Genomic DNA, 14,307 nt, shown 5'->3' with positions numbered 1-14,307 from the left:
TTCCCACTTGACGCTCCATTACCTGCCGCCCTTTCCCTTCGCCACTGATTAAGTGGCCGTATCCCGATCGGGGCGGGTACTACGGCGGCTCCGTCCCCTTAGCCGTTACCAGCCTTAGGCGATCCCCGAGTTGTCCTGATAAGGCGTTTGTCCACCCTTAGGTCCCCATTCCGTGCTTTCACCCGCCGCTTGCGGTTGTCCCCGTGAAGTGGCTTCGCGCTACTGGTAAAACTCGTATCGCGATCACGGGCCCCTGGTGTCAGATGGCAACCTGGGGAGGTGGTGCGACCCCAACTGCACTTGGGTTCAGACAGTAAGGCCTTGACCATAGGTGGCCTGGCGCACCCTGCATCTCGCCTACGCCATCTTCGGCTCACAGGGCTGGCCCGGCATGCTCTTGTCCCTCCGGGGTTTCCCCCTCGGGTTAGCCGGTCGCCTCCACTACATCGCCACTAGTAGGACTCCCTTCGAAATACCCTTATCAGCACCACACGGGCGCAATTCACCTGCACCACCAGTTTCACAATCGAACACATTATTGTCCGGTCCATGTCACCGCGATAGGAATCCAATCCCGATATCCGCAGGGGCCGCACCGTTGTCTACCGCCTCCAGGCCCATGTGGTCTTCAGCGGCGGTGCCGCGGCCCCTGTCTCTCGTCCTCTATCGGGGTGCGTGGTCGCTGGTGCCGATGAGGGCGGACAGGGCGGTGGTGAGGGTGGAGGTGTCGAGGGGCCGGTCGTGGATGAGAGCGTGGAGGAGGACGCCGTCAATGAAGGCCGCGATGGCCTGGGCGGTGGCCTGGCCGGTGCGGGGGGCGAGCAGGTCGGTCAGGCCGTCGAACCACAGGCGGGCGGCGGGCCGGAGTTCGGGCCGGTGGCTGGCGGCCAGATACAGCTCGTCTTGGATGCGGTGGCGCTGGGGCTCGGCGAGGTAGGCGGTGGTGAGCTCGGCCAGGGCGGCGGCCAGGTCCGTGGCCTCCCGCAGGTCACGGGCCATCTCCTCCAGGCCCTGGCGAGACAGGGCGGCGATGTGTTCCAGAGCCGCTTGGACGAGGTCGGCCAAGTCGGTGAAGTAGTAGGTGGTAGAGCCCAGGGGGACCTCGGCGGCCGCGGCGACCTTGCGGTGGGTGAGGCCGCTGACGCCTTCCCCGGCGATGAGTCCGGCGGCGGCCTCGACGATGGCGCGACGGCGGCCGGACGGATCACGGCGGCTCGACGCGCTCCTCCCGGACTCGCGCGGGGTACCTCGCACGGACTCGCGCGACGTACCCCGCCCGGAGTCGCGCCCAACGCCCCTCTCGGAGTCGCTCAATGCGCCCCTCCCAGGTTCAGCGTGACCACTCCGGCGATCACCAGCGCGACTCCGAGCACCTTGGTCGCCGAGATCGGCTCACCCAGGAGCACTACTCCGATCATCACGATCAGCGCCGTGCCCAGCCCGGCCCACACCGCGTAGGCCACTCCGATCTGCAACCCTCGCGCGATCCCCTGCGCCAGGGCCACGAACGACACCGCATAGCCGGCCAGGCAGGCCACTGTCGGCCACAGCCGGGTGAACCCTTCCGTGCTCTTCAGCAGGCTGGTGGCTACCACCTCCGCCGCGATCGCCAACGCCAGGAACACGTACATCACCATGATCAGACACCTTTCCTGTACGTTTGTACATGTACAAACGTACAGGAAACTCGGCGGCGGCCTTCCATCAGAGCAAGGCAGGAGAAGGGCTGCCGGAAGGAGCTCGTCATCAGGGAGGTCGGCGTGGTGCGTCGAGGTGGGCTCTGTCCTGCTAGCAGACCCGGGCACGCCCTCACGCGCCTGAGAGCGGCGATAACCGTAGGGCAGGCCCCGGGGCTCGGCGAAGAAGTTGGGAGGGTAGTGGGGATAGGTCAGAATGCCTGATGTGATTGTGGACAAAGCGATCTACTGCAATGGCGTCCGCGAGACCATCAGCGGCGACATCAGTGACGCCTTTGGTGACGCCCGAGCCAGGGGCGACTGCTTCTTGTGGATCGGCCTGCACGAGCCCACCCAGGAGGAGTTCGACCTCATCACCCGCGAGGTGAAGCTGCATCCGCTGGCCGTGGAAGACGCCATCCACGCCCACCAGCGGCCCAAGCTCGAACGCTATGACGACACCCTGTTCGTGGTGCTCAAGCCGCTGCTGTACGTGGAGGAGAGCTCTGACATCGAGGTCGGCGAGATCAACCTGTTCCTGGGGAGCGACTTCGTCATCAGCGTCCGCCACGGCCAGGCCAATCCTCTGACCGGGGTGCGCCGGCGCATCGAATCCGATCCCGAACTGCTGGCCGCCGGACCCTCCGGGGTGCTCTACGCGATCTGCGACCAGGTCGTGGACACCTACTCACAGATCTCCCACGAGATCGAACACGACCTCATCGTCCTGGAGCGACGTGTCTTCAGCGGCGAGCAGGCCGATGTCACCGAAGACATCTACTCCCTCAAGCGCGAGGTGCTGGAGTTCCGCACCGCCCAAGATCCGCTGGTGCCGGTGCTGGAGGAGATCGTCAAAGGCCGGGTGGAGTTGTGCACCGCCGTCCGCGACCAATTCCGTGATGTCCTGGACCACCTGCTCCGCGTGGACGCCCAGGTCGACGAGCACAACGAACTGCTCACCAGCGCCCTGAGCGCGCACCTGGCCCTGGTGAGCCGGGAGCAGAGCGCGGCGGCCATTCAGCAGAACATCGACATGCGCAAGATCTCCTCGTGGGCGGCCCTCATCGCCGTCCCGACCATGATCGCCGGGATCTATGGCATGAACTTCGACCACATGCCCGAGCTGCACTGGCTGCTCGGCTACCCGCTCAGCCTGAGCCTCATGGTCATCGCCACGTTCATCGTCCACCGGTTGCTGCGCAAGAGCGGGTGGCTGTGAAACCCGCCAGCTTCTCGCTGGGCAGGCTCCTCATGGCCGCGGTTCTCGCCTGAATCGTCTTGCTGACCATCATCATCCTGCTCGACCCCCGCGGCTCCGGTTCTGTGCCCTGAGCAGGGCGCCCAGCCGGTGCGACGGGCGAGGTCTCCGCGGCCCGGCATCGTCTATCGGCGTAGAGGCGAGGGGTTGGCAACCAGGTCGCAGCGATGCCCGTCATCCCGAGGTGCGGGTCCGCCCAACGGCGCGAGCGTGCCCGCATCCGCAGCGAGAAACGCATCCTAGGCAGGGCGGTCGATCGGCAGGCCGAAGGAGGGGAACAGGTCGGCCCGGTGGAATGCGAGCACTGAGGAGACTCCCGCCTTGGTCAGCGTCAGCACCTGCAAATAGCGCGCGTGAAAGCCACCGTCGCGACCGCGGCCGTACAGGGCGAACGCGGGCTGGCCGTTCGCCGAGGTCTCCACCATGATCCGCAACCCCTCGCCAGGAGCCACCTTCGCCGCGAGCAGGCGAAGTACGTTCTCGCGGCCGTGGAACCAGGTCGGGATCGGGGGCATCTCCCACCTGATGTCCTGAGTCAGGAGGCCTTCCAGAGCGACCAGATCCGCCTGCTCGAAGGCTTTGGCGTACTGGTCGAGCAGAGCACGGCGCCCGGGCTCATCCGGCTCGCTGAACTGCTCTTCGGCTGGTGTGACCTTGGCGAGCTCCGCACGCGCGCGCTGGAGCGAGCTGTTGACCGCCGCAGTTGTCGTGTCGAGCAGCGCGGCCACCTCCGACGCCTGCCAGGCAAGGACATCACGGAGAATCAGGACCGCGCGCTGTCGCGGCGGGAGGTGCTGCAACGCGGCGACCATCGCCAGCCTCAGGCTCTGCCGAGCCCCGACGACCAGAGCAGGGTCAGTGCTCAGCAGGTGATCCGGGAACGGCTCCAGCCAGCTCGTCTCCAGCGCCGGCGCATCCACATCGTCCGGATCGGTGCCAGGAGCACCCAGCGCTGAGGGCACCAGGCGGCGACTGCTGTGCCGCAAGGCGTTCAGGCAGAGCCGTGTGGCGATCCTGTAGAGCCACGTCTTGACCGACGAACGCTGCTCGAACTCCGCGAATCCCTTCCAGGCGCGCAGGTATGTCTCCTGTAGTACGTCCTCTGCGTCGTGCGGCGAGCCGAGCATCCGGTAGCAGTGCGCGACCAGCTCACTTCGGTATCGCGCGAACTCGTCCTCCAGGTTCACACCGGCTCCTCGGCTGGCTCCGGCCGAGCACTCGGAGCGCCGGGTACGACGCTACGTCGCACCCAGCGCAGCTCGACGGTCGTCCGACTCTTGCAGCTCACGAGAGGTCCTCCAGAAAGTCGCTGTCACAAGTACTGACAACGGCGAAGGCCCCGGCTCATCGCGGCGATTAGTGTCCGGCGCCCGGGTTGTCCATACCAGTGACAGCGAACCGATCGAGGAGAGCCTGATGAGCTCAGCAGTGATCCGCTACCAGACCAAGCCGGAATCGGCCGAGGCAAACCAGCGACTGATCGAGAACGTCTTCGCCGAGCTGGCCGCCGCGGCGCCGGCCGGGCTGCGATACACCAGCTTCCGGCTGGCCGACGGAGTCACCTTCGTCCATGTCGTGAACGGCGAAGGCCTGCCTGAGCTGGCCTCCTTCGAGGAGTTCCAGCGCGAGCTCGGCAACCGGCTGGCCGGCAACGTCACCCGCGAGGAGGCCAGCCTGATCGGCTCGTACGCCGGCGCGGTGGTGACCACCTCCGACCCAGGGGTCGTCTATAAAGATCGCTAGATGTTCAGCCGGCCGGGAACGAGTCGGAAGTCGGGTCACGATTCCAGGAAGCGCAGCACGGCCAGCACGCGGCGGCTGTAGCCGGTGTGGTGAGACAGGCCGAGCTTGTCGAACAGCGAATTGACGTGCTTCTCCACAGCACTCTGTGACACGTGCATGGCCTGGGCGATCGAGGCGTTCGTCAGGCCCTGGGCCATGCGTTCGAGCACGTCTCGCTCCCGAGGGGTGAGCCGGGCCAGCGGATCGAGCTGGGTGGTGCGAGCCAGCAGTTGGCGTACGACCTCGGGATCGAACGCCGCTCCCCCGGCGCCCACCCGGTCGAGCGCGTCGAGGAAGTCGGCTACCTGTGCCACCCGGTCTTTGAGCAGGTAGCCGACGCCTTCCACGTCACCGCTCATCAGCTCCGTGGCGTACTTCTTCTCCACGTACTGCGAAAGGACCAGGACCTTGACGGCGGGCCAGCGGCGCCTGATCTCCAGTGCGGCGCGCAGGCCCTCGTCGGTGTGGGTGGGCGGCATCCGTACGTCGACCACCACGATGTCGGGCTCGTGCGCGGCCACCGCTTCGACCAGGGCGGGACCGTCGCCCACGGCGGCGGGCACCTCGTGGCCCTCCTCCACGAGCAGTCGCAGCAGGCCCTCGCGCAGCAGCGTCGAGTCCTCGGCCAGGATCACCCGCACGGCAGCTCCGCCACGATCGTCGTCGGGCCGCCCGCCGGGCTGGCCAGCTCGAACCTGCCGTCGAGTGCCGCCACCCGGCGCGACAGGCCCGACAGCCCGCTTCCCGAGGCGGTCGCGCCGCCCCGGCCGTCATCTTCGACCCGCACGATGATCATTGTGCCCTCCCGGTGCACGTCAACGGTGATGAGCGTGGCTCCCGCGTGCTTGGCGGCGTTGGTCACCGCCTCGCAGACGACGAAATAGGCGGCCGTCTCCACCCCCATCGGCGGGCGCGCGGCCAGCTCGCAGGACACCTTGACCGGCACGCTCGATCGCTCGGCCACCCCCGCCAGCGCCTCGCCGAGGCCGAGGGAGTCCAGGCCGCTCGGGTAGACCCGCCAGGCCACCTCGCGCAGCTCGGCCAGCGCCTGCTGCGCTTCCTCATGAGCCTGGTTGAGCAGCTCGGGACGGCCGCGCCGGGATCGGCCGATCAACATCGACAGGGCGACCAGGCGCTGCTGGAGGCCGTCGTGCAGGTCGCGTTCGATCCGGCGGCGCTCGGAGTCGACCGCCGCCACGATCCCGGCCCGGCTCTCGGCCAGCTCGACGATCCTGCGCTCGAGTCTCTCTGTCGGGTCGGGTCCGAGCACGCGCTGGGCCAGCCGACGTTCGAGTGAGTACACGCCCACCAGGCCCGACAGGTTCAGGAAGAGCAGCAGGATCCCGGCCAGGGTGAAATAGAGCAGGATCGGCAGAGTGGGTGCGATGCCGTCGAAGGTGTCGCCGCTCGCCCAGGCCCAGGCGAGCCGGCCGACCATCACCACCCCGAGCAGGAGCAGCCCCACGACCAGCCCGCCCAGCAGGCCCGCCGGAGCGCGGAGGGCCAGATAGCGCGGGGCCCGCCCGCCCACGTCGAACTCCGTCGCGTCCAGGCGCAGGCGCCGTGTCTCCAGCAGGACCAGCCGCCCGGCCGCCGCCCGCGTGTTGGGAGTGCCCAGGAAGGGCAGCGCCACCACCAGGAACACCACGTCGACCAGGGCGGTGGCGGCGCCCAGCGACACCGCCGCCAGCAGTCGCAGGCCCTCAGCGACGGGACGCATGCCGCCCCTTGCGCCGCTCGGCCACTCGCACGCCGATGAACACGAGCACCGCCAGCACGACCACGCCGATCACGACGTTGGTGCCGACTCCCACGTATGCCTCCACCAATGACCAGTTTTCGCCCAGGTAGTAGCCGGCGAGCACGAACACGGTGTTCCAGATGAGGCTGCCGACGGTCGTCAGCAGGGTGAACGTGAGCAGCGGCATCCGCTCCACCCCCGCCGGGATGGAGATCAGGCTGCGGAAGATGGGGATCATCCGCCCGAAGAACACCGTCTTCTTGCCGTGCTTGAGGAACCACGCCTCGGTCTTCTCGATGTCGGAGATCTTCACCAGTGGCAGCTTGGCGGCGATGGCCAGTGTGCGGCGGCGGCCGAGCAGCGCGCCCACCCAATAGAGCGCCAGCGCGCCGGACACCGACCCCGCCGTGGTCCACACCAGCACCTCGAGCAGGTCCATCTCGCCCCTGCTGGCGGTAAAACCCGCCAGCGGCAGGATCACCTCGCTGGGCAGGGGCGGGAACAGGTTTTCCAGCGCGATCGCCAGGCCCGCCCCAGGGGCGCCCAGAGTCTCCATCAGCGCGATGAGCCATTCAGTCATGTTGTAGAGGCTAATCAAGATCCAAAGTGGCGGTAATGAGGTGGGCGGCAGATCTGGGCTGTGGTAAACCACAGGGTGATTCGTACCGTACACTGTACGGCCGTGAGCCCAATGACGGATCTGGTACGGCAGGCGGTCGTCTTCGAGCCCGGCGATCCACCCAGAGAGGGGCGGATGGCCTTCCTCGACCCGGACGGGGACGCCACGGTGACCGTGGTCGAGGAGCACGACGGTGAGCTGCGGGTTCTGGAGGCCCGGGCCACCCGCGTTCCGGTCGCCGACGCCGTAGCCGTGCTGGCCAGGGCCAGGAGCGACGCGGGCGCCGATCCGGCGGCACGGTTCTGGGGCGCGGTGGCGCTGGTCGCGCTGCAACTGGTCGCCAGGGGGCGGATCCTGCCGGGGGTTTCGGCGGGCGACTTCGACTCGTGGCGGGCGGGGCCGTTCGACGCGGGCGATGTCCAGCGGATCCGGGAGCTGGCCGACGCCATGCCCGCGGCCGCACGGTCCGTACCTCTCGAAGACCGGGCCGTCCAAAGCAGCACATCGCGCCCAACGGCCGCCGAGTCGCTCCAAGGCGACGGACATGACGCGGGAGCAGCGACGTCGAGCGACGCCGAGTCGCGGCAACGCCACGGACGCGGTGCGACAGAGGTGCGGCTGAGGGACGCGGAGTCGCTGGTGCGCGCTTTCCTGGACGCGGTGGCCGACGCGATGCCGCGCTCCCCCGGCGCCGTCCGCGCCACCGGCACCTCGGCGTTCGCGGCCGTCAAACCGGTCAAAGTGCCCCGGCTGCGTGCCTGGGCCGACGAGGTGTCGGCGGGGCTGGACTCCGGTGTACGCCTGTCGCTGCGTCTGGAGGCCGACAGCCTGGAGCAGGCGGAGTTCCGGGCGGTGGTCCAACTGCACAGCCTGGCCGATCCGTCCCTGGTGGTGGACGCCGCCGACCTGTGGGCGGGCACCGACCCGGGGTTCGGCCCCCGTGCCAGGATCGACGCCACGCTGGCCATCAGGCGGGCCGCCCGCGCCTGGGCCCGGCTGGAACGCCTGCTCGACAGCGCCGTCCCCGACGAGCTGACCCTGTCCGGCGAGGACGTGGAGGACCTGCTGGCCGGGGCCGCGGAGCGCCTGGGCGCGGCCGGTGTCGAGGTCCACTGGCCACGGGAGCTCGTACGCGGCCTGAGCGCCCGCGCCGTCGTCGGCGAGCGCGACAGTGCTCCGTCCGACCTGCCGTCCTTCCTCGGCGGCCATCACCTGACCAGCTTCGACTGGCAGCTCGCCCTGGGCGGCGAGCGGCTGACCGCGGCCGAGATGGACCGGCTCGCCGAGGCGCACCGGCCCGTCGTACGACTGCGCGACCAGTGGGTGCTCATTGAGCCGGACCTGGCCCGCAAGGCCCGCCAGCGCGATCTCAAGCCGCTGAGCGGCCTCGACGCCCTCGGCGCCGCGCTGACCGGCACCGTGGTGGTCGACGGCGAGCAGGTGCCGATCGAGCCGAGCGCCTGGCTGCGGGAGCTGCGCGACCGGCTGTCGGAGCCCGAGGAGATCACCGTGCCCGCCGGTCTGGACGCGCGGCTGCGTGACTACCAGCTGCAGGGCCTGCGCTGGCTGGCCAGGATGACCTCGCTCGGGCTCGGCGCCTGCCTGGCCGACGACATGGGCCTGGGCAAGACGATCACCCTGATCGCCCTGCACTTGCACCGGGGCGGTGGTCCCACGCTGGTCGTCTGCCCCGCCTCGCTGCTGGGGAACTGGGAGCGGGAGATCTCCAGGTTCGCACCGGGCGTCCCTGTCCGCCGATTTCATGGAAATAGCCGGACATTGGCTGATGAGGGCTTCGTACTGACGACATATGGCACCATGCGGATGGATGCGGCGCGGCTCGCCGAGCACCCGTGGGGGCTGCTGGTGGCCGACGAGGCACAGCACGTCAAGAACCCCTCATCCGGTACGGCCAAGGCGCTGCGCGAGATCCCCGCGGCCGCCCGCGTCGCGCTGACCGGCACCCCGGTGGAGAACAACCTCGCGGAGCTGTGGGCCATCCTCGACTGGACGACGCCGGGGCTGCTCGGCTCGCTGGGCAGGTTCCGCTCGCGCTGGGCCAAACCGGTCGAGTCCGGCGACACCGTGGCGGCCGAGCGGCTGGCCAGGCTCGTGGGGCCGTTCCTGCTGCGGCGCCGCAAGTCCGATCCCGGCATCGCGCCCGAATTGCCGCCCAAGACCGAGACCGACCGACCGGTGGCGCTGAGCACCGAGCAGGCCGGACTGTACGAGGCGGTGGTCCGGGAGAGCATGCGGCAGATCGAGAGCGCCCAGGGCATGGCCAGGCGCGGCCTGATCGTCAAGCTGCTGACCGGGCTCAAGCAGATCTGCAACCACCCGGCCCATTACCTGCACGAGGCCGCGCCCAGGCTGACCGGCCGGTCCGGCAAGCTCGAACTGCTCGACGAACTCGTCGACACCATTGTCGCCGAGGACGGCGCGGTGCTGGTCTTCACCCAGTACGTGGCCATGGCGCGGCTGCTCGACCGGCACCTGACCGATCGGGGCGTGGCCACCCAGTTCCTGCACGGCGGCACCTCGGTGCCGAAACGGGAGGAGATGGTGCGGCGCTTCCAGGAGGGGGCGGCGCCGGTGTTCCTGCTTTCGCTCAAGGCGGCCGGCACCGGCCTGAACCTCACCCGCGCCGACCACGTCATCCACTACGACCGCTGGTGGAACCCGGCCGTCGAGGACCAGGCCACCGACCGCGCCTACCGCATCGGCCAGGACAAACCCGTCCAGGTGCACCGGCTGATCGCGGAGGGCACGATCGAGGACCGCATCGCCGAGATGCTGGCGGCCAAGCGCTCGCTGGCCGATGCCGTACTGGCCGGAGGCGACGCCGCTTTCACCGAACTGACCGACGCGGAACTGGCCGCACTGGTGGAGCTGAGATCAACTACCACCGGTTGAAGCTGGTGGTTTGCTCTCGCGGTCCCGTCTGGGTGAAGGGAGGCCGGTAGCGTGTGGCTGGTTGATGACAGCCCAGCCCGCTATGCCGCGTGTGGCGATGTTGCGGGCTGCGATGTGGTCGGCGTGCCCAGCGAGGCCGCACCTTTGGCAGACGAACCGGCCCCGCGCCGGCCGGTTCGCCCTGCTGGCATACCCGCAGTCAGGGCAGATCTGCGAGGTGTAGGCGGGGTCGACCAGGACGAAGGCGACTCCGGCTCGGGCGGCTTTGTAGCGGGTGAAGGTGATCTGCTGGGCGAATGCCCAGTTGTGCAGGGTGCGTCGCTGGAGCCGGTGAGCCCTTACCCGGCTGCGGATGCCCTGCAGATCTTCCAGGGCGAGACCGCGGCCGGTGCGTTCGGCTTCACGCACCACATATTTGCTGATTTGGTGGTTGAGGTCGGTCATCATCCGGTGTTCACGACCGGACAGACGGCGCAGCACCCGCCGCGCCGCCGACGTGCCCTTCTTCTGCAACCGTCGGCGTTGCCGGTGCCGCCGTTCGCGCAGGGTGCGGACGTGGCCGTTGCCGCCGATCGGCCCCGGCAGGGCAGGGCCGGGCAGTACCGCCCGGTCGGAGGTGACCGCCAGGTTCGCCACCCCTTGATCCACCCCAAGAAAGCCGCCGACCGGCTCACGCACCACCGGCTTGGGCAGGGTGAGGGCGATCTGCAGCAGCCACATGCCGCGCCGGTAGATCAGGTCGGCCTCGCCGAGCGGCAGCGTGTCGATGGCTTTGAGGTCTTCTGGTCGGCCGGTGTAGGGGAGGGTGACGCGGCCGGTGGGGGTCCACAGCGACACTGTGCGGGCGTCCCGGTTGAAGCTCATCAGCCGGGCGTCGTAGGGGACGGCGCCGTGCGGGCGGAAGATGTGGGCGCGTTTCTTGCTGGCGCCGGTTGGCGTAGGCGCCGGCGACCCGGGCGATCGCCCGGACGGCCGCTTGCGCGCCGAGCCCGGCCATCTGCCCGCGCACCTCGTAGTAGGCCAGCCGATGCAGCTCCAGCACGGTGAAGACGCGGTGCTGCCAGGCCAGCCGGGAGACGAGGGTGGCCGCCTGGTTGCACACCTGCACCGCCGCGGCCAGCGCCTCAGCCTGGGCGGGCGTGGGTGTGAGCCGCAGTTGCACGATCGTGGGCAGGCCGTGGCGTTTGGTGGTGGAGCGGCGGATCGCCATCGCGCACCTCCTGTCACAGCGGCCTCACCCACCGCACATATTACCGAACGTGACCGAGCCTTTCCATTCTGTTTTCGAAAGGAGGGGTGGCGCTTCCTCCCAGCCCTGAAGGACCGGGCCTCCGCGTCACCATGCAGATGAACGCTGTCAGAGGATTCCCCGCGTTCCCCGCGCAACAGGCCGGCGCCCGCTTCGCCACCTCCTGGTGGGGCCGGGCCTGGATCCAGGCCATGGAGGACACCTCCCTCGACCACACGCTCCTGCGCAAAGGCCGCACCTACGCCAAGAGTGGCCAGGTCGGCCCCATCACGGTCAGCCCGGGCCGCATCGCCGCCGTCACCGAGAGCGAGTACGACACCGTCGTCCACGTCGAACAGCTCGCCGCCCCCGACTGGGAGCGCTTCCTCGACCAGGTCGCCGCCAAGGCGGGGCACATCGCGGCGCTGCTCGACCGCGACATGCCGCACGACCTGGTCGAGGCCGCCGAGGACGCCGGAGTCCCGCTGCTGCCGACGGTCGGCGACCTCGAACCGGAGTGCACCTGCCCCGACTGGGGCCACCCCTGCAAGCACGCCGCCGCCCTGTGTTACCAGGCGTCGTGGCTGCTCGACGCCGATCCGTTCGTGCTGCTGCTCATGCGCGGCCGGGGCGAGCAGGAGCTGATCGAGGCGCTCCAGGGCCGCGACGTCCCAGCCCCGGCCGAGACCGGTACGCCCGCCGCGGTGGCGTTCAGCCTGGGCGTGCCGCCGTTGCCGGGGCCGCCGCCGCTCGACATCGCGTACGCGCCGCTCGGGCTGGAGCCCGTGCCCGGGGTCGACGTGGCCGCCCTGGAGGTGCTCGCCGCCTCGGCCGCCGACCGGGCCCGAGAGCTGCTGCTCACCGGGCGGCTGGCCGTACTGACCGAATACCAGGACCGGGTACGCCTGGCCGCCGCCCACGACCTCGACCTCGGCCTGGAGGCGGCCGTACAGGCCTGGCGGTACGGCGGCGCCGACGGGCTGGAGGCGCTCGAAACGGCCTGGACCCCGCCCAAGAAGGACCTGGCCAGAGCCGGGGCACTCCTGCGGGCCGGCTGGGAGGGCGAGCGCCCGCCGGAGGTCGAGGCCTGGCGCAACCGCTGGACCATCGGCGCCCGGCAACTGCGTTACGGCCGCGACGGCCGCTGGTACCCCTTCACCGACCGCGACGGCCAGTGGTGGCCCGCCGGCCCACCGGAACGCGACCCGTCGGCGCTGGTGGGCTAGCGAGCCCACGCTTGGCTGGAGGCCGCGCGCCGAAGCCGCGGCGCCAGGTCCACGCGACCATGGCGTCGGCCTAGCCGGCATCGCGGACGAGGAGGGCGATCTGCACCCGGTTGGCCAGCCCCAGTTTGGCGAGTGAGCGGCTGACATGGGCCTTGACCGTAGTCTCGCTCATGTTGAGTTCGCGGGCGATCTCGGCGTTGGCCAGCCCTCGGGCCACTGCCTGGACGACCTGCCGTTCGCGCTCGGTGAGGGCGGCCAGACGTTCGCGCGCGGCGCCGACGTCTGGTGCCTGCTGCCCGGCGAAGGCGTCGATCATCCGCTTGGTCACCGACGGCGCGAGCATGGCGCTGCCGTCGGCCACCGTGCGGACGGCAGCGATCAGGTCACGGGGCGCGGTGTCCTTCAGCAGGAATCCCGCGGCCTTGGCGCGCAGGGCGCTGTAGACGTACTCGTCGCGGTCGAAGGTGGTGAGCATGACCACCTTCGGCGGGTTCGGGGAACGGTTGAGCTCCTTGAGCGCGGCCACGCCATCCATGCGGGGCATCTGTACGTCCATGAGCACGACGTGCGGCCAGTGGCGCGCGACCGCGGTCACCGCCTCCACCCCGTTCTCCGCCTCGGCGACCACCTCGATGTCGTGGGCGGCCTCCAGGATCATGCGCAGCCCGGTCCGCACCAGGGCCTCGTCGTCGACGACAAGCACCCGGATCACGTGGGCAGCCTCGCTGACACAAGGAAACCGCCGTCCGGCTCCCGTCCGGCGGTGAACCCGCCGCCCAGCAGTTCGATGCGCTCTCTCAGGCTGATCAGGCCGAGCCCGCTGCCGGGCATCGTCGGCGTGTCATCTGATGGAACGGAGTTCTTGATGGTGACCTCCAGCGCCGAAGGCAGGTAGCGCACCACGACCTGGGTGGCAGCCATGCCCGCATGCTTGTGGATGTTGGTGAGGGCCTCCTGCACCATCCGGTAGGCGGTCTGCTGCACGATGACAGGCACCTCCCGCGTCGTCCCCTCATCGCGCCGTTCCACAGGCACGCCGACAGAACGTGACTGATGGAGCAGCCAGTCGAGATCGGCCAGCGTCGGCTGAGGTTCGAGGGCTTCCTCCTCGATCATCGGCCGTCGCCGGGGAACTTCGGCGAGGATCCCGAGAACGGCTCGCAGTTGCTCGAGGGCTTCCTTGCCCGTGATCCGGATGAGTTCCGCCTCCGCCGCGATCTTCTCGTCCACAGCGTTGATTTCCAGTGCCCCCGCCCGCAGGACCATCAGGGATACCCGGTGCGCCACCACGTCGTGCATGTCCCGCGCGATACGGGCACGTTCCTGCGCGCGAGCCTGCTCGGTACGGGCGGCCTGCTCCCGCTCCAGCCGTTCGGCGCGCTCACGCAGCCCGGCCACCACCTGCCGGCGCGCGCCCACCCACAACCCGATCACCAGCGGAAACCAGACGAACAGCGGCGCGCCGCCCAGAGCGGAAAGAATGTCGGCGCCGGGCCGGGGCAACACCGCCAGAAGGCTCGCGGCCACCGTGAAGACCGTCAGGTGCAGGGGCCGCCGATACGTGGTCGCCGCGACATAGGACGCCACGGACAGCAGGAACCCAGGCGACCGCGCCACCGAGTCGACGGCTACGACGAGCAACAGCGGCCAGAGCCGCCGCGGTACCGCCCAAGCCGCGACGGCGGCCAGGAGACCGACCGCCGCGCCTTGGACGTACGAGGGCACCGAGGCGAGGCCGAAGAAGATGTCCGGTTCTGAGCCCGGCACGAAGGCGGCGCAGAAGGCGGCGGCGGGAAGCGCTGCCGCCACCAGCCGATGACGTATCCCCTCGATCCTCACTCGGTCAGCCTAGACAGCCGTATCC

Annotated in this window: 12 protein-coding genes and 1 pseudogene; 4 read left to right on the top strand and 9 right to left on the bottom strand. The window is 69.5% G+C overall.

Annotation, left to right across the window (positions count from 1 at the left end; all coding sequences use genetic code 11):
• Nucleotides 1-663 precede the first annotated feature (663 nt).
• Together ACIBO2_RS57775 and ACIBO2_RS57770 are read right to left on the bottom strand one after the other, a co-directional pair.
• Entirely contained in the window at nucleotides 664-1,314 is a 651-nt protein-coding gene (locus tag ACIBO2_RS57775) for a TetR/AcrR family transcriptional regulator (protein ID WP_397305253.1), read from the bottom strand.
• Entirely contained in the window at nucleotides 1,311-1,637 is a 327-nt protein-coding gene (locus ACIBO2_RS57770) for a multidrug efflux SMR transporter (RefSeq protein ID WP_358555867.1), read from the bottom strand. Before ACIBO2_RS57770 ends, ACIBO2_RS57775 begins: the two co-directional genes overlap by 4 nt.
• Nucleotides 1,638-1,902: 265 nt before the next feature.
• Here ACIBO2_RS57770 and ACIBO2_RS57765 point away from each other — a divergent pair, with 265 nt between their 5' ends.
• Entirely contained in the window at nucleotides 1,903-2,895 is a 993-nt protein-coding gene (locus tag ACIBO2_RS57765) for a magnesium and cobalt transport protein CorA (RefSeq protein ID WP_397305252.1), read from the top strand.
• 278 nt (nucleotides 2,896-3,173) lie between these two features.
• Here ACIBO2_RS57765 and ACIBO2_RS57760 read toward each other — a convergent pair.
• A pseudogene (locus ACIBO2_RS57760) lies at nucleotides 3,174-4,127 on the bottom strand (sigma-70 family RNA polymerase sigma factor); the annotation flags it as partial.
• Between the two features lie 223 nt (nucleotides 4,128-4,350).
• Here ACIBO2_RS57760 and ACIBO2_RS57755 point away from each other — a divergent pair.
• Entirely contained in the window at nucleotides 4,351-4,677 is a 327-nt protein-coding gene (locus ACIBO2_RS57755) for a hypothetical protein (protein WP_358555873.1), read from the top strand.
• Between the two features lie 35 nt (nucleotides 4,678-4,712).
• On the opposite strand, the gene ACIBO2_RS57750 is transcribed toward ACIBO2_RS57755, so the two are convergent.
• Genes ACIBO2_RS57750 through ACIBO2_RS57740 form a run of 3 tightly spaced genes read right to left on the bottom strand, consistent with a single transcriptional unit; the run spans nucleotide 4,713 to nucleotide 7,037 of the window.
• Entirely contained in the window at nucleotides 4,713-5,357 is a 645-nt protein-coding gene (locus ACIBO2_RS57750; protein WP_358555876.1) for a response regulator transcription factor, read from the bottom strand.
• Nucleotides 5,348-6,436, bottom strand: coding sequence for a histidine kinase (locus ACIBO2_RS57745; RefSeq protein WP_358555879.1), 1,089 nt, complete (start codon nucleotides 6,434-6,436; stop codon nucleotides 5,348-5,350). The genes ACIBO2_RS57750 and ACIBO2_RS57745 overlap by 10 nt, the downstream gene beginning before the upstream one ends.
• Entirely contained in the window at nucleotides 6,420-7,037 is a 618-nt protein-coding gene (locus ACIBO2_RS57740) for a DedA family protein (protein WP_397305251.1), read from the bottom strand. Before ACIBO2_RS57740 ends, ACIBO2_RS57745 begins: the two co-directional genes overlap by 17 nt.
• Nucleotides 7,038-7,148: 111 nt before the next feature.
• On the opposite strand from ACIBO2_RS57740, the gene ACIBO2_RS57735 reads away from it, so the two are divergent.
• A complete protein-coding gene (locus ACIBO2_RS57735) occupies nucleotides 7,149-9,989 on the top strand; it encodes an SNF2-related protein (RefSeq protein ID WP_397305254.1) in 2,841 nt (946 codons plus the stop codon).
• Here the strand turns inward: ACIBO2_RS57735 and ACIBO2_RS57730 are convergent.
• Complete coding sequence (locus ACIBO2_RS57730; protein ID WP_397305250.1) at nucleotides 9,972-10,853, bottom strand: RNA-guided endonuclease InsQ/TnpB family protein; 882 nt, start codon at nucleotides 10,851-10,853, stop codon at nucleotides 9,972-9,974. The genes ACIBO2_RS57735 and ACIBO2_RS57730 overlap by 18 nt on opposite strands.
• 483 nt (nucleotides 10,854-11,336) lie before the next feature.
• Between ACIBO2_RS57730 and ACIBO2_RS57725 the strand changes: the two genes are divergently transcribed.
• On the top strand, nucleotides 11,337-12,443 hold the full coding sequence (locus ACIBO2_RS57725) for an SWIM zinc finger family protein (RefSeq protein WP_397305248.1): 1,107 nt from the start codon (nucleotides 11,337-11,339) through the stop codon (nucleotides 12,441-12,443).
• A 70-nt stretch (nucleotides 12,444-12,513) separates the two neighbouring features.
• Here the strand turns inward: ACIBO2_RS57725 and ACIBO2_RS57720 are convergent, their stop codons facing one another.
• Nucleotides 12,514-13,155, bottom strand: coding sequence for a response regulator transcription factor (locus ACIBO2_RS57720; protein ID WP_358555891.1), 642 nt, complete (start codon nucleotides 13,153-13,155; stop codon nucleotides 12,514-12,516).
• Nucleotides 13,152-14,282 (bottom strand): histidine kinase, encoded by a 1,131-nt coding sequence (locus ACIBO2_RS57715; protein WP_358555894.1) that lies wholly within the window; start codon nucleotides 14,280-14,282, stop codon nucleotides 13,152-13,154. Before ACIBO2_RS57715 ends, ACIBO2_RS57720 begins: the two co-directional genes overlap by 4 nt.
• Between the last annotated feature and the right edge of the window lie 25 nt (nucleotides 14,283-14,307).

It is taken from the genome of Nonomuraea sp. NPDC050022 (genome assembly GCF_044460705.1).
Classification (GTDB): Bacteria; Actinomycetota; Actinomycetes; order Streptosporangiales; family Streptosporangiaceae; genus Nonomuraea.
The sequence above is the reverse complement of the archived record's forward strand: the minus strand, read 5'-3'. Positions and strand labels throughout refer to the sequence as shown.